This is a genomic window from Micromonospora sp. ALFpr18c (genome assembly GCF_008868155.1).
Taxonomy (GTDB): domain Bacteria; phylum Actinomycetota; class Actinomycetes; order Mycobacteriales; family Micromonosporaceae; genus Micromonospora.
This window is the reverse complement of record NZ_WBKR01000016.1, coordinates 1-23,438: the sequence shown is the minus strand read 5'-3', so window position 1 is coordinate 23,438 and position 23,438 is coordinate 1. Positions and strand designations below refer to the sequence as shown.

The following is a 23,438-nucleotide window of genomic DNA, read 5'->3' as shown; positions in this document are numbered from 1 at the left end:
CGGGCCGATCCGCCGGGTAACTGGCTTTTCGCTGTGAGTGTGGAAAACCCACCGCTATGGACTTGACGGCAGGAACCGGACGGCGCAAGATGCTCCGTGCGGGAGGGCATTTCGCCGGAGAATTTTGAAGTTCTTGCGACCCAACGCCGGAGGCGTTGTGCGAGTGTCCCTCCCGACCACGTCCGATCGGGCCAGCGAATTAATTCGCTGGCCCGATCGCTTTTGCGGGGTGCAGGCTCATCGGCATGAGCATCACGATCGTGTCGTTCGATGGAGCCGACCGGGCCGCGGTCGACGAGGCGTACCGGATCGGGGCCGCCGCCAACGACGTCGACCTGCCGGACTTCCCGCCCTTCTGCCGGCGGCGCTTCGACGCGATGTTCCACACGCCGGCACCCGGCGCACGATCGCTCTGGGCGCTGGCCCGGCTGGACGGCGTACCGGCCGGCTACCTCCAACTGGACCTGCCGCACCTGGACAACACCGACAACGCCACCGCCGAGCTTGTGGTGCATCCCGAGCTGCGGCGGCGGGGCGTCGGTCGGGCGTTGCACGAGTACGGGGTGCGCCTGCTGCGCGAGCACGGCCGCAAGCGGGTCGTCGGGATGGCCGTCTCCGCGCTGCCCGGCGGGCCGGCTCGAAGCGTGGCGGGCGACTCGTTCGCCGCGACCACCGGCGCCCGGCCCGCCCTCGCCGAGGTGCGTCGCCGGCTCGACGTCGCAGAGATCGATCGGGTCGCGCTGCGGGCGGCGCTCGCCGAGGCCCGACCGCGAGCCGAGGGCTACCGGTCGGTCTGCTGGCAGGGGACGACCCCACCGGAGTACGTGGCGGACATCGCCTACCTGGACGGCCGGCTGCTGATGGACGCCCCCATGGGGGACGTGCAGTGGGAGCCGGAGCAGGTGGACGCCGAGCGCATCCGCGGCAACGAGCGCGCCCTGGACGCCAAGGGCCGGCGGCGCTACCACCTCGCAATGCGACACGAGGCGTCCGGCCGGCTGGTCGCCTGGACCCTGCTCGACGTGGGCGCCTCCGCCGACTGGCACGCGTTCCAGCAGATCACCATCGTCGACCCGGCTCACCGTGGGCACCGGCTCGGCCTCATCGCCAAGGCGGAGAACCTGCACCACCTGCTCACCCACGAGCCGGCGGTACGGGTGATCGACACCTTCAACGCGGCCAGCAACAGCTACATGGTGGCGATCAACGAGCAGCTCGGCTTCCGCCCGGTGGACGCCTGGACCGACTGGCAGCTCACCCTCTGACGGGAATCGGCGCTACTGCTCGCGGACCGGACTCAGGCATGCACCGCTGTCGGGCATTCGCGCTACTGCTCGCGGACCGGACTCAGGCATGATGGCGGGCATGACGGAGACCCCGCATCCCCTGTACGACAGGCACGCCGACACCCTCAACCGTGCGCTGACCGCGATCACGGAGCGGGGCTACTGGTCCGCCTATCCCGAGTCCCCGAGCCCCCGGGTGTACGGCGAGACCGCCGCCGCCGACGGCAAGGCCGCGTTCGAGGCATACCTCGGTGGCGACTTCCCCCTCGACCAGCCGGGCACCGGCGAGCGGATCGCCACCGAGGCGAGCCCGTTCGGAGTTGAGCTGGCCGTGCGCTACCCGCACGCCGGCACCGACGAGCTGATCAGCGCCGCCTCCGCCGCGCTGCCCGCCTGGCGCGACGCCGGCCCGCAGGCCCGCGTGGGGGTCTGCCTGGAGATCCTCGACCGCCTGCACAAGCACATCTTCGAACTGGCCAACGCGGTGCAGTTCACCAGCGGCCAGGCGTTCGTGATGGCCTTCCAGGCCGGCGGAGCGCACGCGTTGGACCGGGCGCTGGAGGCGCTGGCGTACGCGTACGCCGAGATGACCCGGCACCCGGGCACGGCGGGCTGGGAGAAGGCCGCCGGCAAGGGTGACCCGCTGCGGATGACCAAGACGTTCCACGTGGTGCCCCGTGGTGTGGCGCTGGTGATCGGCTGCAACACCTTCCCGACCTGGAACTCGTACCCCGGGCTGTTCGCCTCGCTGGTCACCGGCAACCCGGTGATCGTCAAGCCGCACCCGCGCGCGGTGCTGCCGCTGGCCATCACCGTGAGGTACGCCCGGGAGGTGCTCGCCGAGGCCGGTTTCGACCCGAACCTGGTCCTGCTGGCCGCCGAGGCGCCCGGTGAGAAGCTCGCCAGCGACCTCGCGCTGCACCGTGCCGTGAAGATCGTCGACTTCACCGGTTCCACCGAGTACGGCGACTGGCTGGAGACGCACGCCCGGCAGGCGTCGGTGTACACCGAGAAGGCCGGTCTGAACACGGTCGTCATCGACTCCACCGACGACTTCGCCGGCATGTGCCGCAACCTCGGCTTCACGCTGACCCTCTACAGCGGCCAGATGTGCACCACCTCGCAGAACATCCTCATCCCGGCCGGCGGCATCGACACCGATCAGGGGCACAAGAGCTTCGACGAGGTGGCCGGCGGCATCGCCGCGGCGGTCGGCAAGCTGACCGCCGATCCGGCCCGGGGCGTCGAGCTGACCGGCGCCATCGTCAACGACGGGGTGTTGGAGCGGCTGGCCGAGGTGACCAAGGTCGGCGAGCCGGTGCTGGAGTCACGGGCCGTGGCCCACCCGGCGTACGCCGACGCGGTGGTGCGTACCCCGACGATCGTGAAGCTGACCGCGGGTGACGCGGAGACGTACGGCCGGGAGTGGTTCGGGCCGATCTCGTTCGCCATCGCGACCGACTCCACCGCGCACAGCCTGGAGCTGCTGCGCCGGACCGTCGGCGAGAAGGGCGCGCTGACCGCCGGGGTCTACTCGACCGACGAGGCGGTGCTGGACGCCACCGAGGCGGTCGCCGTCGAGGTCGGGGTGCACCTGTCCTGCAACCTGACCGGCGGGGTCTTCGTCAACCAGTCGGCGGCCTTCTCCGACTTTCACGGCAGTGGCGCCAACGCGGCGGCGAATTCGGCGCTGACGGACGGGGCGTACGTGGCGAATCGGTTCCGGATCGTGCAGTCTCGGCGTCCGGTGTAGTTGCGGTTGGGGTTTCCGGGGCAGCCCGACCCGCTCCGGGCGGTCAGGCTTGATCCCTGCGCGGGTCGGGCTGCCCCGGAAACCCTTCGTGGGCACGGTTGTCGCTTACGCATCCGGCCTTGGGGAAACAGCACGGTGGTTTTGCCCTGGGAGGGTTTCAGGCTTGGCGGCGCATCTGTAGCTCGGTCAGGGCTGGGATCGTGGGGTGGGGGACTCGTACGCCGGTGTCCTCGAAGCCCAGGCGTTGGTAGGCCCGGTAGGCGCGGTCGTTGCCGACCACCACCTCCAGCAGCAGCTCCGGTCGGCCGCAGGCCCGCGACCAGGCGGCCACCCCGTCGATCAGCTCACCGAGCAGGCCGCTGCCCCGCCAGGCCGGCGTGACGTAGACCGCGTAGATGACGGTGAGCCCGGCCTCGCGCGGTGTGACCGTACCCCCGGCGTGCCCGACGAAGCGGCCGCCCGGATCCGCCACGAACTGCGCGTTGTCCGCGCCGCGCGAGGTGTACGCCACCCGCGCCGCGTACTCCGCGTGGGACCGGGCGGCCGCGTCGGCGATCGTCTCCAGGAAGGCCAGCGGAGCGTCGGCGAGCATCTCCAGGCGCAGCGCCCGCATCCGGGCGGCGTCCGCCGGCCGGACCCGGCGAATCTGCGCCCGCAGGGCTGGCGAGCCCGTGTCGGTGGTCATGTCCGCATGCCTACCACAGCTGCGACCGCTGTTTCGCGGCCGTTTCCTCTGAGCCGTGGGCCGGGGTCAGACCAGCAGGTCATTCAGGTACGCGACACCGCTGCGCGCCTGCGCGACCTCCCACAGCCGGGCCGCCCGGACGATGCCCGATTTGTGGTCGTGCGCGGCCGTCACTCCTCGTGTAGCGTGCGATTTCGGTCACCCGTTTCAGCGGCCGTCATCGATCGCTGGAGCGGTGGTCCGCGGGCGCTCGGCCAGGCCGTGCGCCGGGGCAGGCAACGCTGCGCAGAGTGAGGAAGTGCACCGTGGCACAGGGCACCGTGAAGTGGTTCAACGCCGAAAAGGGCTACGGCTTCATCGCCGTCGACGGCGGTCAGGACGTGTTCGTCCACTTTTCCGCGATCGAGATGGACGGTTACAAGGCGCTGGACGACGGTCAGCGGGTGGAGTTCGAGATCGCGCAGGGTCAGAAGGGCCCGCAGGCCGAGCGCGTACGCCTGCTCGCCTGAGTCCTTTCCTCCCGCGCGTCGCGGCTGCGGTGCGGGCACACACCCGGGAAGATCGTGAACCGTTCCAGCCGATGCTGAGGAGGGTTCATGACCGACCAGCCACCCCCGCCCACTCCGCCTGACGGGCCGGGCGTTCCCGGCGGCCCGCCGCCTGGCTGGGATCCCACGCAGAGCGGCTGGGGTACGCCGCAGGTGCCCCCGCAGGGTTGGGCGTTCCCGCCCACCGGCGGATACCCGCCCGGCGCCGGCCCCTACCCGGCGCAGCAGTGGTATCCGGGGGCACCGGTCGGCTGGTACCCGCCGGGTCACGGGGTCGACCCGAACGACGCCCTGGTCACGCCGCCCGGCATGGGTATCGGCGGCTGGTTCGCCCGGTGTGCGGGAGCACTGCGCCGGGGGTGGCGGCTGTTGGTGCCGATCATGCTGATCACCCAGGTGCTGCCGGCCGCCGTGCTCGGGGTGATCTCCCTGGGTGTGGACCCGTCGGCCGGCTGGGCGGCGCAGGTCGAGGCCGGCTCACCGTCCGAGCTGCCGGAGACGTTCGTCACGGACCTGGTCACCGTCCTGTCCGTGGTCATCGTCGGCAGCCTGCTGATCGGGCTGGTGCAGGCCGTGGGGTGGGCCGCCGGCAGTTGGGTGATCACCCGGCAGGCGGCGGGGGAGCCCGTCGGCGTGGGGCCGGCGCTGCGCTACGGCGTGCGGCGGGCGCTCGGGCTGTGGGGCTGGACCCTGCTGGTCAGCCTGCTCATCGGGGTGGGGGTCTGCTTCTGCGTCCTGCCGGGCATCTACCTGGCGTTCGCGCTGAGCATGGCCGGGCCGGTCTACCTGTTCGAGCGGCAGAACCCGATCGGTCGGTCGTTCCGGATGTTCCACGACCGGCTCGGCCTGCTGCTGGGTCGGGTGGCGCTCGTCGCCGCAGCGGTGATCGTGGCCACCCTGATCCCGTCGGTGCTGGAGGGGATCATCTCGGCCCCGCTGGGTCCGGATCCGCTCGCGTCACCCGGCACCGCGGTCGGCATCGTCCTGGTGACCGGGGTCGCGGCCGTGCTGGCCCTGCCGGCCCACCTCGCCCAGTTGATCGGTCTGCTGGTCACATACGCCGAGCAGCGGGCTCATGAGGCGCCGGTGAACAGCGCCGGGCTGGCCGCCGAACTCCGCTGACCGGCCCCATCGTGCTTGCACTCGGCAGGGGAGAGTGCTAAACAAGTCATTGGCACTCGCATACCGTGAGTGCCAATGGTCGGGACGGTGGGGCCAGGTTGCACCGGCGTGGAGACGCCGGGGCGGCACATGGCCGGTCGTCGCGGGCTATCCGGCCCGGCCGAAGGACGTCGTCGTCGCCAGGTGGCGACGTCCCAAGGTGCGTACACCAGGCGGCCCATCCGGGGCACACATCTCGGGTGGCCCGTGAGTGTCCAGGAGGACAACGCCGTATGGCCAAGATGATCGCGTTCGACGAAGAGGCGCGCCGCGGCCTCGAGCGGGGCATGAACCAGCTCGCTGACGCCGTAAAGGTGACCCTCGGCCCCAAGGGCCGCAACGTCGTGCTCGAGAAGAAGTGGGGTGCCCCCACCATCACCAACGATGGTGTGAGCATCGCCAAGGAGATCGAGCTCGAGGACCCGTACGAGAAGATCGGCGCCGAGCTGGTCAAGGAGGTCGCCAAGAAGACCGACGACGTTGCCGGTGACGGCACGACGACGGCGACCGTCCTGGCCCAGGCTCTGGTTCGCGAGGGCCTGCGCAACGTGGCCGCCGGCGCCAACCCGATGGCCCTGAAGCGGGGCATCGAGGCCGCGGTCGCGAGCGTCTCGGAGGAGCTGTCCAAGCTCGCCAAGGACGTCGAGACCAAGGAGCAGATCGCCTCCACCGCCTCCATCTCCGCTGGCGACAGCACCGTCGGCGAGATCATCGCCGAGGCGATGGACAAGGTCGGCAAGGAAGGCGTCATCACCGTCGAGGAGAGCAACACCTTCGGTCTGGAGCTTGAGCTCACCGAGGGTATGCGCTTCGACAAGGGCTACATCTCGGCCTACTTCATGACCGACCCGGAGCGCATGGAGGCCGTCTTCGACGACCCCTACCTCCTGATCGTCAACAGCAAGATCTCGTCGGTCAAGGACCTGCTCCCGATCCTCGAGAAGGTCATGCAGTCGGGCAAGCCGCTGCTGATCATCTCCGAGGACATCGAGGGTGAGGCCCTGGCGACCCTGGTCGTCAACAAGGTCCGGGGCACCTTCAAGTCGGTCGCCGTCAAGGCGCCGGGCTTCGGTGACCGCCGCAAGGCCATGCTCGCCGACATCGCCATCCTCACCGGTGGCCAGGTCATCAGCGAGGAGGTCGGCCTCAAGCTGGACGCCGTCGGCCTCGACATGCTGGGCCGCGCCCGCAAGGTCGTGGTGACCAAGGACGAGACCACCATCGTCGACGGTGCCGGCGACGCCGACCAGATCCAGGGTCGGGTCAACCAGATCCGGGCCGAGATCGACAAGAGCGACTCCGACTACGACCGGGAGAAGCTGCAGGAGCGGCTGGCCAAGCTGGCCGGCGGCGTTGCGGTCATCAAGGTCGGCGCGGCCACCGAGGTCGAGCTCAAGGAGCGCAAGCACCGCATCGAGGACGCCGTTCGCAACGCGAAGGCGGCCGTCGAGGAGGGCATCGTCCCGGGTGGTGGCGTCGCGCTGGTCCAGGCCGGCAAGACCGCCTTCGACAAGCTCGACCTGGTCGGCGACGAGGCGACCGGTGCGAACATCGTCAAGGTCGCGCTGGACGCCCCGCTGCGGCAGATCGCCGTCAACGCCGGCCTCGAGGGCGGCGTCGTGGTGGAGAAGGTCCGTAACCTCGAAGCGGGTCACGGTCTGAACGCCGCCAACGGCGAGTACGTCGACCTGCTGGCCGCGGGCATCATCGACCCGGCCAAGGTGACCCGGTCGGCGCTGCAGAACGCCGCGTCCATCGCGGCGCTCTTCCTCACCACCGAGGCCGTTGTCGCGGACAAGCCGGAGAAGACCCCGGCTGCCCCGGCTGGCCCGGGTGGCGGGGACATGGACTTCTGAGTCCAGTTCCGACACACCGAACGGGGCGGGCCGCTGACGCGGTCCGCCCCGTTCGTCGTCAGGTGGGCAGCGGGCGCTGGTTACGCCGCTTCTGCGCCCGGTCGTACGGCGGAAGCAGCTGGATCGGCGCGTCCACCATCTCCTGCGGCTCCTCGACCACCGGCTCGCCGTCGGTGGTCATCTCGGCCAGTTGCTCGGCGTCTCCGTAGTCGAGCCGTTCGAACGGCAGTTGGCCGGGCAGTTCGCCGACCGGTTTCCAGGTGATCGGCGGGCCGTCCTCGGTCTGGTCGTCATCCGTGGTCATGGCTGCCTCCTCTACCGAAACGGTAGGGGGCGTCGATGGGCGATGCGGGCGAATGAATCAATGTCCCATTTGCCCAGTTATGCCGCTGGTAGGGTCCGCCGGTAGAGGAAGAAGACCCGCTCGATCCGGGCGCCCGCGCTGCCCGAATAGAACGGCACCGGCCCCACCCAGCCGATCTGCGCCCGGTCCAGCCCCGCCGCCCGCTGGTCGCGCAGACAACGCCGCAGCAGCACCCCGCCGATTCCCGAACCCTCGGCCGCCGGATCGGTGCCCATCGGCCCAAACCAGCTCGGCCGCGACGACCCGTACGCGGCGAAGCCGAGCACCTGGCCGTCCCGCTCCGCGAGGTGACAACCGGCGCCCGCGCGACCCACCGAACCGGCCAGCTCGCCGTCCCACGTCCCGCCGAAGGTGGACCGGGCGAACGCGGCCAGCGCCGGCAGGTCAGCCGGCTCCGCCCGGCGTACCGTGATGCCCCGCTCCGCCAGCCGCCGCTCCCCCGCCTCGGTGGACCGCAGCGCCGGCGAGTCGTCGTACGACAGGTCGGCGGTCATGTTCCAGGCCGTCCGGTCCTGCCGGTACCCCAGCGCCAGAGCGGCGCAGACCGCGGGGGTGTAGCGCACGTCGATGCCCGGCCACGCGTAGCACGGCGGGTTCCCGGCGAGCAGCACCTCGGTCACGCCACGCTCGGCGAGCACCGCCTCGGCGCGCGCCACCAGTGCGCGGCCCACCCCCTGGCGGCGCTGCTCCGGCAGCACCGCGACCAGGTCCACGTGCCCGACACCCGGGTCGGCCGGCGACAGCGAGCCGAGCAGCACCCCGACCAGATCCGCCCCCCGGTACGCGCCCAACCCGACCACCGTCCGGTCGGCGCTGGCGCGCGGCCACAGCACGTCCACGATGGGGGCCGCCTCGGTGGCGTCCTCGGGAAGGTCGAGCGCCCGTTCGCAGAGCCGCACCACGGCGGTGGCCAGGTCGGGGGTCAGCTCGGTGATGGTGATCTCGGCGTCCATGGTCGCGACCTTAGATCACCGCTGTGCGGCGCGGACGGCGGCGAGGGCGTCGACCTGGCCGGCCCCGGCGACGTTCGCCGGGCCACCGCAGGCGTCGCCCGGGTTGCGGGAACGGTAGGTCGGCACGGCCGGCGTCGCGGTGTCCCGCAGGATCTGCCGCGTCCGGGGCAGGTCACCGACCAGCGCCGGATTCGCCGACCACATCAGCGCCACCACCCCCGCCACCTGCGGCGTCGCCATCGACGTGCCGTCCAGCGCGGCATACGTGCCACCCGGCATCGCCGACACCACACCCACGCCCGGTGCCAGCACGTCCGGTTTGCCCACGCCGCCGGGCACGGGTCCGCGCGAGGAGAACTCGGCCACCCGTCGCTGCGCGTCCACGGCGCCCACGGTCAGCACGTCCGGGTACGGCGCGGGCGGGTCGTCGATCGACGCGCACCACGGGCCGGTGTTGCCGGCGGCGGCGACCACGAAGATCCCGGCGGCGTCCAGGGCGGCGGTGGCCGGTCGCAGCACCCGCTGGTCGCAGCCCTCGATCGTCGGGCAGCCCCACGAGTTGGTCAGGATCTGCGGTGCGCGGTCGGGCCGGCCGTCGGTGAACGGGTCGCCACCGGCCGGGAAGGGCGCCAGCATGAACTGGAGGCAGTCCAGGTAGTGCCCCGGGCTACCCAGATTGCGGTCCAGGTTGACGCAGCCCACCCACTGCGCGTCCGGCGCGACACCGATGCCGTCGCGCCCGACGGCACTGCCCACCGTGTGGGTGCCGTGCCCACCCATGTCGGTCGGGGTCCGGGTGCCGTTCCACGGGTCGTACCAGGAGTCGTTGCCGCCGCGGAACCCGGCCCGCAGCGCCGGATGGGTGCCGTCCACGCCGGAGTCCGAGCTGCCCACGACGATCCCCGTGCCGGTCACTGCGAGCTGTGACCAGACCCGGTCCGCGCCGAGCTGGCGGATGTTCCACTCCGGACCGGTGGGTGCCGGCGCGTCGCCCCGGCTCTGCCCGGCCGGCGCGGGCAGGGGTCGCAGGCGTTGGCTGACCAGCACCCGGGCCACCTCCGGCCGGCGCGCCAGCCAGACCCGCACGCCCGGTCCGCCGTCCACCTCGACCGCGTTCACCAGGTAGTAGGAGACCGGGTCGAGCCCCAGCCGGTTCAGGTCGCGGCGCAGGTCGGCCTGGCTGCGCTCGGCGGTGTCCACCAGCCGCCGGTAGACCTCCGTCGCCCGGGCGTCGCGCCCGGCCCGACCCGGTGTGCCGGCCGGCAGTCCGTTCAGGTCGGCCTGCGCCCGCAGCACCACCAGCAGCCGCTCGCCGTACAGGCCGGGCTGTCCCGGGCCGACGTCCACCACGCAGACCGTCACGAGCAGCACCACCGCGGCCACCGCCGCCAACCGACGGCTCGGGGCACGCGCCGACCGTCGGGCCAGCAGCACCGCGTACCCGATGGCGAGAGCGACCGCCACGGCGAGCCCGGCGCCGGCGGCGGCCGCCACCCAGAACGGCACGTCGCGGGTGCCGAGCAGCAACAGGCTGATCTCCTCCGGGTCGGTGAACGCCAGCGGGCCGAGCGCGCCCAGGCCCACCAGCCAGCCGGTCGCGGTCCGGCCGGCGCGCACGGCGTCGGCCGGGTCGACGGTGGGCCGCCAGGCCGCGGCCCAGAGGGCGGCCAGCGTGAAACCCGCCGGTGGCAGGGTCAGCAGCGCGGGCAGTTGGGCGCCGGACTGGCCGGTGCCCGCCGCGAGCAGCAGCAGCGCGACGCCGGCGACCAGGCCACCGACCAGCACCAGGCGGGCCGGCCGGGGTGGCCGGCCGACCGCGAAGCGGGACCAGAAGGTCGCGTCCAGCAGCGTGGCGGCCAACGCGCCGAGCGCGGCGGCCGCCGCCAGCGCCAGCACGGTCTCCAACAGACCACCGAGGGCACCCAGCCAGGCCCAGGGCAGCAGCAGCGCCAGCCCGGCGGCGACCGCGAGCAGCGGCACCGCACCGGGGCGGCGCGACCGCCGGCCGCCCGGCTCCGGGCGCGCGTCGGCCCCGGCGCGCCCGGTGTCGTCACCGTCGGAGGGCGTCGCGCGCCCGGTGTCGCCGCCGGGGGGAGCCGCGTCGACGTCCGTGCCGGCCGGTCCGGGGTACGCCGACCGCCGTGCCGACCAGCGCAGGACGAGCGCGACGACCGCCGTCGTGGCGGCCAGCGCGGCGAGGTACGCCTCGTGGTGCACCTGCGGCACGATCCGCAGCAGGGTGAGCACCCCGAGCGTGAGCGCAGCGGCGAGCCACACCCGCCCGGTGACCCGGACCGCAGCCGACCGAGGCAGCACGGCCAGCAGCAGCGCGGGCGTGCCGACCAGGACGACGGTGGCGAGGCCCAACACCGGCCAGAGCCAGCCGACCCGGTCCCGTCCGAAGCCCAGCAGCACCTGATCGGTGACCCAGCCGCCGGTCTGGGTGCCCACGGTGACCGTGATGGTCCAACCGCCGGCAAGGGCGGCCGCGACCACCGGCCACGGGCTGGTCCGGCCCGGTGGCGGCTGGTGCGGCAGCGGTTGAGCGTGCATCCGAGAACCTTACGACCAGGATGAGCACTTTCGATGCGGGCCTCTTCGAGCAGATCGCGAGGAAACGGCCGCGGCCGCGATCCGCCCAGAGGTGGCGCATGTCGACACGCCGCCCACGGCGGATACGGTGGACGGGTGCGAGATCCCAACATCTCCCGATCCGTCGCCGGGCAGCTCTCGCCGGTCCGCCGTACCGCCGACCTGCGCCGACTGCGTGCCGAGCGCTTCGACGTGCTGGTCATCGGGGGTGGGGTGACCGGTGCCGGCGCCGCACTGGACGCGGCGTCCCGGGGTTTGAAGGTCGCCCTGGTCGAGGCGCGTGACCTTGCCGCCGGCACCTCCAGCCGGTCCAGCAAGCTCATCCACGGTGGCCTGCGCTACCTGGAGCAGTTGGAGTTCCATCTGGTCCACGAGGCGCTCACCGAGCGGGGGCTGCTGGCCACCCGGCTCGCGCCGCACCTGGTCCGCCCGGTGCCGCTCCTGGTGCCGCTGCCGGCCGGTCGAGGTCTGCGGGACCTGCCCGCCCGGGTCTTCCGCCGCTCGTACTACGGGGCCGGCGTGGCCGCGTACGACGCCTTCGCCGGGGTCTTCGGCGGAGGCCGGGGCATGCCGCTGCACCGGCACCTGACCCGGGAGGGTGCCCGGCGGATCTTCCCGAGTCTGCGGGCCGACTCGCTGGCCGGGGCGATCCGCTACTACGACGGGCAGGTCGACGACGCCCGGCTGGTGGTCACGCTGGCCCGTACGGCGGCGAGCCTCGGCGCCACGGTGGTGAGCAGCGCCCGCGCCGTCGGGCTGATCCGGCAGGCGCGGGAGGTGACCGGCGTCCGGGTCCGCGATCTGGAGGCGCCGGCCGGCTCCCCGGACGCGGAGTTCGAGGTGCACGCCCGCACCGTCATCGCCGCCACCGGTGTGTGGAGCGACGACATGTCCCGGATGCTCAACGACGTGGGCCTGCGTCCCGGCGTCCGGGTGCGCGCCTCGAAGGGGGTGCACCTGGTGGTGCCCCGCTCGGCGATCACCGGCGAGACCGGGCTCATCCTGCGGACGGCCAGTTCGGTGCTCTTCGTCATCCCGTGGGGCGGGCACTGGATCATCGGGACCACGGACACCGACTGGCGGCTGGACCGGTCCCACCCGTCCGCTTCGGCCCGGGACATCGACTATCTGTTGCAGCAGGTCAACACCGTGCTGGACCGGCCGTTGACGACCGCCGACATCGAGGGCGTCTACGCCGGGCTGCGGCCGCTGCTGGCCGGCGAGGCCGACTCCACCTCGAAGCTCTCGCGCGAGCACGCCGTGTTCGAGCCGATGCTCGGTCTGCTGCTCGTGGCCGGTGGCAAGTACACGACGTATCGGGTGATGGCCTCGGACGTGGTCGACCGGGCCGTCCGCCGGTTGGGCGACGGCCGTCCCTCGCGGACCGCCGACCTGCCGTTGCTGGGTGCCGATGGGTACCCGGCCATGTGGCGGGACCGGGCCGACCTGGCCCGCCGGCACGGCGTGCCGGTGGGCGTGGTGGAGCACCTGCTGGAGCGGTACGGCACCCTCACGCTGGATCTGTTGGCGCTGATCGACGCCGATCCGCTGCTCGCGTCCCCGCTGGCCGGCGCACCGGAGTATCTGGCGGCGGAGGTCGCGTACGCGGCGCGGGCCGAGGGTGCGCTGCACCTGGAGGACGTGCTGACCCGGCGGACCCGGATCTCCTTCGAGACCACCCACCGGGGGCTGGAGTCGGCGGAGCACGCCGCCGAGCTGATGGGTGCCGTGCTGGGCTGGGACGCGGACACCCGGCTGCGGGAGGTCGAGCACTACCGCGCCCGGGTGGAGGCGGAGCGGCAGTCCCAGTTGATGCCGGACGACGCGGCGGCGGACGCGGCCCGGCTCGGTGCTCCGGACGTCCGCGGTTACGCGGCGGACCGGGGTGGCGACGACGACCAGGCCACGGTGCGACCGTCCGCTCGGTGACCGAAAAGTAACGTTACCGATGGGTAACTATCGATACCGGCCCGGATGGTGGTTTCGGACGCTACCTACGGTGGGGTAGGTTTCCGCGCGTGCTTGACCGCGCGCGCTCCCGTCTGCTCATCCCCCTTTTCGCTGCCGCGCTCGCCGTTGCCCTGACCGGGTGCTCGCTGCTCGACCGGGACGCCGGCGAGACATCGCAGGCGCAGCCACCGGTGGGCTCGGCGGCCGGTGGGTCGCTGCCCGAGGTCCCCACCACCGTCGCGGCGGGGCAGGTCAGCCTGCTTCAGCGGCTCGGCAGCGACGGCCCGCTGCGCACCCTGAGCGTGGAACGCAACGGGGCGTGGCAGTGCCTGGACTGCGCCGGTGACGGGGTCACCTCCCGTGGCACGCTCGCCCCGGAGTTGACCCAACGGCTCCAGGTGCTGCTCGCCGACCCGAAGCTGGCCCAGGAGACCGACCAGGTCCGGCGGTACCGGGCGACCTGCATCGACGCGCTGACGTCGAGCCTGCTCACCTCGGCGGGGCTGATCACCTCCCAGGACTGCCCGGGCGAGGAGCAACCGGTGGTGGCCGGGGAGATCCTGCTGCTGCTCACCCAGGCGACCCCGGCCGAGGTCAAGGGCTGACCCCGGGCGGGTCAGAGCACCTTGCCCGGGTTGAGCAGGCCGTCCGGGTCGAGCGCCGACTTGATCGCCTGGTGCACCCGCATCCCGACCGGCCCGATCTCCCGGGCCAACCAGTCCCGCTTGAGCAGCCCCACCCCGTGCTCGCCGGTGCAGGTGCCGCCCAGGTCCAGGCCGAGCCGCATGATCTCGTCGAACGCCCGCCGGCCCCGTTCCAGGCTCGCCGGGTCGGCCCGGTCGACCACGATGTTCGGGTGCATGTTGCCGTCCCCGGCGTGCCCCACCACGCCGATCGGCACGTCGCAGTCCGCCGCGATCCGGGCCACACCGTCCAGCAGCGCGGCGAGCGACCCGCGCGGCACCGCCACGTCGTCGATCACCAGGCCACCGTTGCCACCCGGGTAGGTGTCGGCCGCGAACTTCTCCATCGCCGGGTGGGCCAACCGCCGGGCCTGCAGCAGCGCCGCCGCCTCCACCGCGTCGGTGGCCGCGTACACCTCGTCGGCACCGGCCGCCCGGCACACCTCGGCCAGGGCGCTCAGGTCGTCCGCCGCCCGGGCGCCGGTGTCCGCGGCGGCCAGCAGCAGGGCCTGCGCGTCGGTCCGCAGCCCCATCGGCTGGTACGCCTCAATGGCCCGCAGGTGCGTCTGGTCCAGCAGCTCCAGCAGGCTGGGTGTCAGCCCGCGGGCGGCGATCTCGGCCACCGCCGCGCCGGCCGCCGCCGTGGAGCCGAAGACCGCCACCATGGTCAGTGACTCGGCCGGGGCGGGCCGCAGCGCCACGGTCACCTCGGTGATCACCCCGAGGGTGCCCTCCGAGCCGACGAAGAGGCGGGTCAGGTCGTAGCCGGCGACACCCTTGGCGGTACGCCGGCCGGTGCGCAACACCTCACCGGAGGCGAGCACCACCTCCAGGCCGAGCACGTACTCGGTGGTCACGCCGTACTTCACGCAGCACATGCCGCCGGCGTTGGTGGACACGTTGCCGCCGATCGTCGACGACTCCCACGAGCCGGGGTCCGGCGGATACCACAGCCCCTGCTGGGCCACCGCCCTGGCGAGCGTCGCGTTGACCACCCCGGGCTGGACCACCGCGATCCTGCTCACCGGGTCGATCTCGCGGATCTCGTCCATCGCGACGGTGCTGAGCACCACCGCGCCGTCCACCGCGTTCGCCGCGCCGGCCAGCCCGGTCCGCGCGCCCTGCGGCACCACCGGTACGCCGTGCCGTGCCGCCGCACGCACGACGGCGACCACCTGCTCGGTGCTGCGCGGGCGGGTCAGCACCAGCGGGGTGCCGGCGACGCAGAGGTCCGCCTCGTCGCGCTGGTGCATCCGCAGCAGGTCCGGGTCGGTGAGCACGGCGTTCTCGCCCAACGCGGCGCGCAGGTCGTCGAGGAGTCCGGTGGGGGCCATGCAGCCGAGGCTAGGTCGGCGGTCGCCGATCATCAACATGATCAACTGGGCGGGATAACTTGTGCACCATGCTCTACCTGGACCGGCCGGCCTGGCCGTGGCGCGGCCGGCTCTGGTCACACCTGATCAGCGACGTCTCGTACGCCGAGCTGCACGCCTTCGCGGAGGCGTTGGGCGCGCCCCGGCGCGGATTCGACCGCGACCACTACGACATCCCGGCGGAACGATTCGCGGCGGCGGTCTGGCTCGGTGCCCAGGTGGTGCCGAGCCGGGAGCTGGTCCGGCTGCTCCGCGACGCCGGTCTGCGCCGCCCGAAGCACCTCGTCAGCCCGCTTCCGCCGGCGCGTCGGTGAGCGTCGCCAGCTCGCGGCGCAGGTTGTCCCGGGCCGGCCGTTCCCACCGTTGCGCCAGCGGCGGCAGCCGGAACAGCGCGGGCAGCGCCAGCAGGCCGGTCAACACCGCGGCCCGGCCGGCCCGGAAGGCCGGCTCCGGCACGTGCGCGTACTCCCGTCGGATGGCCGCCGCGTAGCGGTCGTACGTCTGCGGTGGCGCGGCCAGCACGGCGAGGTCCGCGTCGCAGAGCAACGCGCCGTCGCGGTCCTGGTGTCTGACCACATGCCCGGCGGTGAGCAGCACCAGCCGACGCACCTCGACCACCGCGGACGCCGGCACCCCGAGCCCGGTGAGCAGGCTCGCCGCCAACGCGGCGCTGTCCCGCTCGTTGGCGTCGCCGGCGGCTCGGGGGTCGTAGACCGCGTCGTGGCACCAGGCGGCGAGCCGGACCAGGTCGGCCCGGCCGGCCAGGTCGGCGTGCCGGTCCACCACGTCGAGTACGGCCGTCAGGTGGGCAACCGTGTGGTAGTGCCGGTGCGGCTCCCGCCACCGGGCGAGCAGGTGCTCCCCGGCCCGCGTCGTCTCCGCATCGGGCCTCGCGCCGGCATCCCGGGCCGCCGCCCGCCACCGGTCCAGCAGATCAACCACCGCACGAGTCTCCCGCATCGGCCCGCCGCGTGCCGACGGGAGGATTCAGCGCGCCTGGCACGGGTAGTCGCGCCCATGGCCGTGGCCCGGGACAAACGACCTCCGATCATGCGGCGTACCGCGCTGCGCGAAGGGTTGGTGGACATCGATGGTGCCCGGATCGCCGAGGCCACCGAGCAGCTGCGCCATCGTGGCCGGGCCACCCTGCACGACCGCCTGCACCGGGTACGGATGGCCGGCGGACTCGCCGTGCAGGCCGGGCTGGCGGCCGGGCTCGCGTACCTGATCTCGCACAAGGTGCTCGGCAACCCGCAACCGGTCTTCGCGCCGATCTCGGCGGTCGGCACCCTGGCCGCGTCGGTCGGCCAGCGGTTCCGCCGGACCGTGGAGTTGATCGTCGGGGTGGGGGTCGGGGTGTTCGTCGGCGACCTCCTGATCTACCTGCTCGGCACCGGGGCGTGGCAGCTCGGCCTGGTGGTCACCGTGGCGATCCTGCTCACCATCTTCGCCGGAGCGAGCGTGGCCATCGTCATCCAGGCGGCGGCCACGGCGGTGCTGATCGTGACGCTGAGCCCGTCGACCCAGAACCTGGAGATTCCCCGCTTCGTCGACGCGTTCCTCGGTGGTGGGATCGCGCTGCTGGTCACGGCGGTGCTGCTGCCGCTGAACCCGCTCCGAGTGATCAACCGCGCCGCCCGACCGGCGCTGGACCTGCTCGCCGCCCAACTCGATGTCACCGCCGACGGGTTGCGCAGCCGGGACCGGGCCAGCATCCAGCGGGCACTGGATCGGCTGCGCAACAACAAGGACGAACTGGCCACGCTGTCCGAGGCGATCGAGGGCGCGAAGGAGACGGCAACCCTCTCCCCGGCCCGCTGGCACCGCCGCAGCGAGCTGATCCACTACGCGGAGGCGGCCGATCCGATCGACCGGGCGATGCGCAACAGCGGCACGCTGATCCGCCGGTCCGTCACGCTGGTCGAGGACGAGGAACCCGTGCCCGATCCGATGCCGGACGCGATCGGCCACCTCGCCGAGTCGGTCCGGCTGCTCAAGCACGAGTTCGCCGCCGGCGAGGAGCCGGCGAAGGCCCGGGAACGGTCACTGCGCGCGGTCAGCGAGGCAGGCCGGGCGTACGGCGAGGGCGTCGGCTTCTCCGGCAGCGTCGTCATCGCCCAGATCCGGACCACGGCCAGTGACCTGCTGGTGGCCTCCGGGATCGAGCAGGAGGAGGCGAACCGGTGCATCCGCACCGCCTTCGGGGAGCAGCAGGAGCGGCCCGTCGGTGAGTCGGCCGAACCGGGTGAGGCGCCGAAACCGCCCACCGCCCCACCCGTCGGCTAACCGTACTCAACCCAGCTCGGCGAGCGCCTCGATCAGCCGGTCCACCTCAGCGGCGGTGCTGCCCAGGCCGATGCTGGCGCGCAGCGCCGTGGACGGCAGGTCCCGTCGGCCGCTGCGCCCCGCCGCCTCGTCGAGCAGCCGCCGGGCCAGCGGGTGGGCACAGAACAGGCCGTCGCGTACGCCGATGCGGTGCCTCGCGGCCAGCCGGGCGGCCACCTCGGCCGAGTCCCACCCGGTGACCACGAACGAGACGATTCCGACCCGGGGCGCGTCCGGGCCGAAGGTACGCAGTTCCACCACGTGCGGCAGGGCCGCGAGGCCGTCCCGCAGACGAGCCAGCAGCGCCTGCTCGCGGGCGGCCAGCGCGGCACGGTCCGCGCCGGCCAGCTCCGTGCACACCGCGGCCAGCGCCACGGCGCCGAGCAGGTTCGGGGTGCCGCCCTCGTGCCGTGCCGGGCCGGTCGCCCAGGTCACGTCATGGGTGGCCGGGCCGACGCGGCTGGTGGCGCCGCCGCCGGCCAGGTACGGCGGAGCCGCGTCCAGCCAGTCGGCCCGGCCGATCAGCACGCCCGCGCCGAACGGGGCGTACAGCTTGTGGCCCGACACGGCCAGGTAGTCCACGTCGAGGGCGAGCAGGTCGACCGGTGCGTGCGGGGCGAGCTGCGCGGCGTCGAGCGCGATCCGGGCCCCGTGCCGGTGGGCCACCCGGGCCAACTCCGCGACCGGCCACCGCTCGCCCGTCACGTTGCTGGCGCCGGTGACCGACACCAGCACCGGCAGCGCCGGGTTGCTGTCCCGCCGCAGCTCGGTCAGGGCGGCGGCGAGGGCGCGTACCGCCCCGGCGGGGTCGGCGGGCACCGGCAGCCGTACCGAGCCGGGCGGCCAGGGCAGCAGGTTCGCGTGGTGCTCGCCGGCGAACGTGACAACCGTGGTGCCGGTGGGCAGCGCCCGACCCAGCAGGTTGAGCGCGTCCGTGGTGTTCCGGGTGAAGATCACATGGTCGTCGGGGCGGGCGCCGAAGAAGTCGCCGACGGTCTGCCGGGCCTTCTCGTAGGCCAGCGTGCAGCGCCGCGACAGCGCTCCCGCGCCGCGGTGCACGCTCGCGTACCAGGGCAGCAGCTCGTTCACCGCGTCGGCCGCGGCCCGCGCGCACGGCGCGCTGGCCGCGTAGTCCAGGTTGATCTCGCCGGGCACGCCCAGCACGTCGAGCGGCGCGGGCGCCACGGTGGGCAGGGCGGGCAGCGAGGGTACGAGAGTGACGGACACGCCGGAACCTCCGGGGTCAGGGACCCCGGGTGCGACATCGGGACGGGGTCCGCGCTTGCCCAGCACGCCGATCGGGCTGGGCCCGGTCATCACCCGGGGCACCCCACCGCGAACTCGACGAGGGTTGCCGGCCAGCAAGCCGGGGCTTGACGCTGGCGCTCGTGACCTGCCCGCAGCATAGCGGCTGCCGATGCGACCGGACCAGTCGGCGGCGGATGGCTACGCTGACCGCATGGCCGACACCCCGCCCGGTTCACCCCTGCCGTCGCCGCCGCCCGCGTCGGCGGCTCCGTCCACCGGCGAGGCGCCCCGGATGCCGCCGCGCAGCAAGGGTTGGCGGTTCCTGGCGCTGGCCGGGGTGGCGCTGTTCATCGCCGCCTGCGCGGGGTTCATGGTCTTTCGGCTCGGCCAGTCACTCGGGTTGCAGGCGCTGCTGATCGGCGTGATCGCCGCCATCCTGCCGGTGCCGGTGCTGGTCGCCTGCTTCCTCTGGCTGGACCGCTACGAGCCGGAGCCCCTGAAGTACCTGATGTTCTGCTTCGCGTGGGGCGCGTTCGTCGCCACGGCCGCCTCGCTCACCGTGAACGAGTTCGCCGCCGGACGTTTCGCCGACTGGGGTTTGCCGGCCGCGCTCACCGGTGTGCTGGTGGCGCCCTTCATCGAGGAACTGACCAAGGCGCTCGGCCCGATCCTGCTCCTGGTGTTCCGCCGCCGGGAGTGGTCGGGGATCACCGACGGCCTGGTCTACTGCGGGCTCTCCGCGGTGGGCTTCGCCATGGTGGAGAACATCCTCTACCTGGGCGGGTACGGCTACGCGGCCGGCGCCGACCGCTACGGCCCCGCGACGGGCACCCAGCAGGTCATCGCCATCTTCATCGTGCGGATCCTCCTGTTCGGGTTCGCCCATCCGCTCTTCACCTCGATGACCGGTATGGGGCTGGGTGTCGCGGCCCGGACGGCCGACCGGCGGGTACGGGTGCTCGCACCGGTCGGCGGTCTGCTGCTGGCGATGATGCTGCACGGCACCTGGAACCTGCTGCCCACGCTGACGCAGGCCACCGGCGAGACGGTGATCATGCTGTACGGCTTCCTGGGCCTCATGGTGCCGGTCTTCTTCGGCATGGTGGGGCTGGCGGTGTGGCTGCGCGCCTGGGAGGGGCGGCTCACCGAGCGGACGCTGCCGGACTACGTCCGCGCCGGCTGGTTGACCCCACCAGAGGTGGCCGCGCTGAGCAGCCTCGGCCGTCGGCACGCCGCCCGTAGTTGGGCCCGCCGGGTCGCCGGGGACGCCGGTCTGCGGGCGATGCGCGGCTACCAGTTCTCCGCGACCCGACTGGCGCTGCTGCGCGACGGGACGCTGCGCGGCCTGGACCGTAAGCCCGCCGACCAGGAGCGCTCGGCTCGGGAGGAGCGGGAGTTGCTGGATGCGATCAGCGCGTACCGATCGTTCTTCGTCGGTCGTGACCCGCAGGCTCCGGTGGGGGTCTGGGACGGCAGCCGCTACCACCTGCGCTTCCCGGACGGCACGCAACGCTCGCTGGATGCGCCGGACGAGCCGGTGGTGCCGATCCCGGTGGTGCTGGCTCCCGCGCCACCCGCGCCTCCGATCGGGTACGCCCCGCCCGGCTGGCCCGGTCTGCGGCCGGCGTCGCCGTGGACGCCCGGTCAATCCTGACGTCGGCCTTGGGGGCGGCTCAGGTCATCAGGGTGGTGAGGAAGTCACCGAGGCCCTGCGCCATCGCGACCAACGCGGCCCCGATCGCCTTGAACATCTGCGCGGCACCGTCGGGTCGGAACGCCATGAAGTAGATCAGAAACGCGACGCTGCCCCAGGTCAGCAGCTTCTTCACGAATACCGGCATCGTCCCTCCCCAGGGCCACGGTCGCCGGATGGCTTCCCGTCGTGCCGCGCGGCAAACGGCGCGCGGCGGGGGAGGGGCGTCTAGAGGTAGAGGCCGGTGGAGTCGTTCTCGACCCGCTCGGCGGCCACGGCGTGCACGTCCCGCTCGCGCAGCAGTACGTAGCCGCGGCCGTGCAGCTCGACCTCGGAGCGCTCGTCCGGGTCGAAGAGCACCCGGTCGCCGGAGACGATGGCGCGCACGTTCGGCCCCACCCCGACGGCGGTGGCCCACGCGAGCCGTTTGCCCACCGCGGCGGTCGCCGGGATGACGATGCCGGCGGTGGAGCGACGCTCGCCGTCGCCGCCCTCCATCCGTACCAGCACGCGGTCATGCAGGAGGCGGATCGGCAGGCCGGCGTCGAGATCCTGGTCGGCGGTCACGACGCAGACGCTACCGTGTCGCCGACGGCCGATTGCCGGTGGTTACGCCCGAGGCTGCGGGGGCAATGTGTGGCGGAACTGCCCTACGGTGTCGGGAACGGACGTATGCTGTCCGACCTGTCGCCGTGGGCGGACCATTCTTCTGCCAGGAGGTGCGCTTGAGCCGCTTCGAGCGGGTACGCGGGCGGCTCCGCCGCGCCTACCAGTCAAGCCGGGAGTCGGTTCGCGCCGATCGGGACACGCCGAGCGACGACGCGGAGCCGGTCCGGGTGGCCTCACCGGCCGTGCCGGGGCCGCCCGCGCCGCCGAGTGCCACGGTCGTCGGCGCGGAACCTCCAGTTGACCTGCACAGCTCCACCTCCAGTCGGGACGACGCCGACGTGCCGCACGGGCTGCGGATCGCCGCCGCCTGGTGCTGGCGGTTGATCGTGATCGGGGTGGTGGCCTGGGCCCTGCTCCGGATCGTCGGCACCATCAAGATCGTGATCATTCCGCTGGCCATCGCGCTGCTGCTCTCGGCGTTGCTCGCCCCGGCGGTGGGCTGGCTGCTGCGCGCCCGACTGCCCCGGTCGTTGGCGACGGCGGTGGTGCTGGTCGGTGGCCTGGCCGCGGTGATCGGCACGCTGACCCTGGTGGTCAACGAGTTCATCCGCGGGGTGCCGGAGCTGAGCCAGAAGTCCTCCGAGGGCGTCCGGCAGATCCAGGACTGGCTGAAGACCGGCCCGCTGCACGTCTCCGACACCCAGCTCAACAGTTACATCGACGAAGCACAGGCCTGGATCAACGACAACACCTCGAAGTTCACCAGCGGCGCGCTGAGCACCGCCGCAACGCTGGCCGAGGTGTTGACCGGCACCATCCTGGTGCTCTTCGCGACGTTCTTCTTCCTGCGCGACGGCAACCGGATCTGGCGCTTCCTGGTCCGGCTGCTGCCGGTGGCCGCCCGCTGGAAGGTCGACGACGCCGGCCGGGCCTCCTGGCAGACGCTGGGCGCCTACGTCCGGGCGACCGTGCTGGTCGCCTTCATCGACGCGGTCGGGATCGGCATCTTCCTCGTCGTCTTCGACGTCCCGTTCGCCTTCCCATTGGCCGCGTTGGTCTTCCTCGGCGCGTTCATCCCGATCGTCGGCGCGGCGCTCTCCGGCGGCGTGGCGGTGCTCGTGGCGCTGGTCGACAGCGGTCCGGTCACCGCGCTGATCATCCTGGGAGCGGTGATCGGTGTGCAGCAGGTCGAGGGGCACGTGCTCCAGCCGCTGATCATGGGGCGGGCGGTCGCCCTGCACCCGCTCGCGGTGATCATCGGTATCGCCGCCGGGGTGGTGCTCGCCGGCATCACCGGCGCGCTGGTCTCCGTCCCCCTGATCGCCGTCCTGAACACCGCGGTGCGTCGGCTGGCTGCCCGGAGGGTCCCGGACACCCCGCCCGACGCCGTGGTCGTCGCCTCCCAAGCGCCCTAGACCCGCCGCGCCGCGCCGCGCCGCGGTGTCGCGAGGCGCGGTGTTCGCGCCAGTTGCTCGCAAGATCGTGCTCGATCCTGGAAGTAGTGGCCTCCTCCGCGAAGGAGGCCACTACTTCCTTGTTTCTGCACGATCTTGACCATCGGCGCAGGGCGCAGGGCGCGGGGCGCGACGCGGTGGTCGCGCGCTCTGCGTCAGGAGCTGGCGAGGCGTTGCAGCGCGCCGCGGGCCACCTCGGGGCGGGTCGTGTACCAGAACGGCGGCAGCGAGCGACGCAGGAACGGGCCGTAGCCGCGGGCGGTCTCCAGCCGGGAGTCGAGCACCGCGACGACTCCCCGGTCGCCGGTGGCCCGGATCAGCCGGCCCACGCCCTGGGCCAGCCGCACCGCCGCGATCGGCACGCTGACCGCGGCGAAGCCCGAACCGCCGCCGGCGTCCACGGCTGCCGCGCGGGCGGCCGCGAGGGGCTCGTCCGGGCGGGGGAAGGGCAGCCGGTCGATGACCACGAGCTGGCAGGCGTCGCCCGGCACGTCCACCCCCTGCCAGAGCGACATCACCCCGAACAGGCAGCTGGACCGCTCCTCGCGGAAGCGGCGCACCAGCAGCGGCAGCGCCTCCTCGCCCTGCAACAGCACCGGCAGGTCGGTCCGCGCGCGCAGCAGCTCCGCCGCCTGCTGCGCGGCCCGCCGGGAGGAGAAGAGCCCGAGAGTACGACCGCCGAGCGCGTCGACCAGCCCGAGCAGTTCCTCGCCGGCTGCCTCGGGCAGCCCGGAGACGCTCGGCCGGGGCAGGTGCGCGGCGACGTACAGGATGCCCTGCCGGGCGTAGTCGAACGGTGAACCGACGTCGAGTGACCGCCACCCGGGGCCCTCGGTGGGTGGTATCACGGCGTTCGGCGCGACGTCGCCGGCGAGGCGACGGCCGGGCGTCTCGGCGGCCGGGCG

The 23,438-nt window shown here is 73.0% G+C and carries 21 protein-coding genes and 1 riboswitch; of the genes, 11 read left to right on the top strand and 10 right to left on the bottom strand.

Annotated elements, in window-relative coordinates:
• Positions 1–245 precede the first annotated feature (245 nt).
• The gene (locus F8271_RS05520) at positions 246–1,265 is read left to right on the top strand and encodes a GNAT family N-acetyltransferase (RefSeq protein ID WP_151488559.1); all 1,020 of its coding nucleotides are present in this window, start codon (positions 246–248) and stop codon (positions 1,263–1,265) included.
• Positions 1,266–1,365: 100 nt separating this feature from the next.
• A complete protein-coding gene (paaN, locus tag F8271_RS05515; RefSeq protein WP_192580152.1) occupies positions 1,366–3,039 on the top strand; it encodes a phenylacetic acid degradation protein PaaN in 1,674 nt (557 codons plus the stop codon).
• A gap of 157 nt (positions 3,040–3,196) precedes the next feature.
• Here the strand turns inward: paaN and F8271_RS05505 are convergent, their stop codons facing one another.
• Entirely contained in the window at positions 3,197–3,724 is a 528-nt protein-coding gene (locus F8271_RS05505; RefSeq protein ID WP_151488556.1) for a GNAT family N-acetyltransferase, read from the bottom strand.
• Between the two features lie 305 nt (positions 3,725–4,029).
• Here F8271_RS05505 and F8271_RS05500 point away from each other — a divergent pair, with 305 nt between their 5' ends.
• The 3 genes from F8271_RS05500 to groL all read left to right on the top strand — a co-directional run bounded on the left by F8271_RS05500 (position 4,030) and on the right by groL (position 7,289).
• Entirely contained in the window at positions 4,030–4,233 is a 204-nt protein-coding gene (locus F8271_RS05500; protein ID WP_132339982.1) for a cold-shock protein, read from the top strand.
• An 87-nt stretch (positions 4,234–4,320) separates the two neighbouring features.
• Positions 4,321–5,394 carry a hypothetical protein gene (locus F8271_RS05495; RefSeq protein ID WP_151488555.1) on the top strand — a complete coding sequence of 358 codons (1,074 nt, stop codon included), beginning with the start codon at positions 4,321–4,323 and terminating at the stop codon, positions 5,392–5,394.
• Positions 5,395–5,666: 272 nt separating this feature from the next.
• On the top strand, positions 5,667–7,289 hold the full coding sequence (gene groL, locus F8271_RS05490; protein WP_007465827.1) for a chaperonin GroEL: 1,623 nt from the start codon (positions 5,667–5,669) through the stop codon (positions 7,287–7,289).
• A gap of 58 nt (positions 7,290–7,347) precedes the next feature.
• On the opposite strand, the gene F8271_RS05485 is transcribed toward groL, so the two are convergent.
• From F8271_RS05485 to F8271_RS05475, 3 genes are all read right to left on the bottom strand, one after another.
• The gene (locus F8271_RS05485; RefSeq protein ID WP_151488554.1) at positions 7,348–7,593 is read right to left on the bottom strand and encodes a hypothetical protein; all 246 of its coding nucleotides are present in this window, start codon (positions 7,591–7,593) and stop codon (positions 7,348–7,350) included.
• 77 nt (positions 7,594–7,670) lie between these two features.
• Complete coding sequence (locus F8271_RS05480) at positions 7,671–8,606, bottom strand: GNAT family N-acetyltransferase (protein WP_151488553.1); 936 nt, start codon at positions 8,604–8,606, stop codon at positions 7,671–7,673.
• Positions 8,607–8,621: 15 nt separating this feature from the next.
• Complete coding sequence (locus F8271_RS05475) at positions 8,622–11,159, bottom strand: S8 family serine peptidase (RefSeq protein ID WP_151488552.1); 2,538 nt, start codon at positions 11,157–11,159, stop codon at positions 8,622–8,624.
• A 150-nt stretch (positions 11,160–11,309) separates the two neighbouring features.
• Here F8271_RS05475 and F8271_RS05470 point away from each other — a divergent pair, with 150 nt between their 5' ends.
• Positions 11,310–13,127: a glycerol-3-phosphate dehydrogenase/oxidase gene (locus F8271_RS05470; RefSeq protein ID WP_151488586.1), complete on the top strand. Its 1,818-nt coding sequence runs from the start codon at positions 11,310–11,312 to the stop codon at positions 13,125–13,127.
• 89 nt (positions 13,128–13,216) lie between these two features.
• The gene (locus tag F8271_RS05465; RefSeq protein ID WP_151488551.1) at positions 13,217–13,753 is read left to right on the top strand and encodes a hypothetical protein; all 537 of its coding nucleotides are present in this window, start codon (positions 13,217–13,219) and stop codon (positions 13,751–13,753) included.
• A gap of 11 nt (positions 13,754–13,764) precedes the next feature.
• Here the strand turns inward: F8271_RS05465 and F8271_RS05460 are convergent, their stop codons facing one another.
• Positions 13,765–15,165 carry an FAD-binding oxidoreductase gene (locus F8271_RS05460; RefSeq protein ID WP_151488550.1) on the bottom strand — a complete coding sequence of 467 codons (1,401 nt, stop codon included), beginning with the start codon at positions 15,163–15,165 and terminating at the stop codon, positions 13,765–13,767.
• Positions 15,166–15,233: 68 nt separating this feature from the next.
• Between F8271_RS05460 and F8271_RS05455 the strand changes: the two genes are divergently transcribed.
• Complete coding sequence (locus F8271_RS05455; protein WP_151488549.1) at positions 15,234–15,518, top strand: DUF4031 domain-containing protein; 285 nt, start codon at positions 15,234–15,236, stop codon at positions 15,516–15,518.
• On the opposite strand, the gene F8271_RS05450 is transcribed toward F8271_RS05455, so the two are convergent.
• A complete protein-coding gene (locus F8271_RS05450) occupies positions 15,490–16,146 on the bottom strand; it encodes a metal-dependent phosphohydrolase (RefSeq protein ID WP_225854179.1) in 657 nt (218 codons plus the stop codon). The genes F8271_RS05455 and F8271_RS05450 overlap by 29 nt on opposite strands.
• 108 nt (positions 16,147–16,254) lie before the next feature.
• Here F8271_RS05450 and F8271_RS05445 point away from each other — a divergent pair, with 108 nt between their 5' ends.
• Positions 16,255–17,490 carry an aromatic acid exporter family protein gene (locus tag F8271_RS05445; RefSeq protein WP_225854178.1) on the top strand — a complete coding sequence of 412 codons (1,236 nt, stop codon included), beginning with the start codon at positions 16,255–16,257 and terminating at the stop codon, positions 17,488–17,490.
• 6 nt (positions 17,491–17,496) lie between these two features.
• Here the strand turns inward: F8271_RS05445 and F8271_RS05440 are convergent, their stop codons facing one another.
• Positions 17,497–18,756, bottom strand: a complete 1,260-nt coding sequence (locus F8271_RS05440) for an aminotransferase class V-fold PLP-dependent enzyme (protein ID WP_151488547.1) — start codon at positions 18,754–18,756, stop codon at positions 17,497–17,499.
• A 46-nt stretch (positions 18,757–18,802) separates the two neighbouring features.
• Positions 18,803–18,923, bottom strand: a riboswitch (SAM riboswitch).
• Positions 18,924–18,946: 23 nt separating this feature from the next.
• Here F8271_RS05440 and F8271_RS05435 point away from each other — a divergent pair.
• A complete protein-coding gene (locus F8271_RS05435) occupies positions 18,947–20,431 on the top strand; it encodes a PrsW family intramembrane metalloprotease (protein ID WP_151488546.1) in 1,485 nt (494 codons plus the stop codon).
• A 19-nt stretch (positions 20,432–20,450) separates the two neighbouring features.
• On the opposite strand, the gene F8271_RS32195 is transcribed toward F8271_RS05435, so the two are convergent.
• Entirely contained in the window at positions 20,451–20,618 is a 168-nt protein-coding gene (locus F8271_RS32195) for a hypothetical protein (protein WP_192580151.1), read from the bottom strand.
• A gap of 80 nt (positions 20,619–20,698) precedes the next feature.
• Positions 20,699–21,037, bottom strand: coding sequence for a co-chaperone GroES (locus tag F8271_RS05430; protein WP_151488545.1), 339 nt, complete (start codon positions 21,035–21,037; stop codon positions 20,699–20,701).
• A gap of 158 nt (positions 21,038–21,195) precedes the next feature.
• Between F8271_RS05430 and F8271_RS05425 the strand changes: the two genes are divergently transcribed.
• Entirely contained in the window at positions 21,196–22,494 is a 1,299-nt protein-coding gene (locus tag F8271_RS05425) for an AI-2E family transporter (RefSeq protein WP_225854177.1), read from the top strand.
• A gap of 194 nt (positions 22,495–22,688) precedes the next feature.
• Here F8271_RS05425 and F8271_RS05420 read toward each other — a convergent pair.
• Positions 22,689–23,438 (bottom strand): ATP-dependent DNA helicase (locus tag F8271_RS05420; RefSeq protein WP_225854176.1); only part of this gene is annotated, 750 nt, incomplete at its 5' end.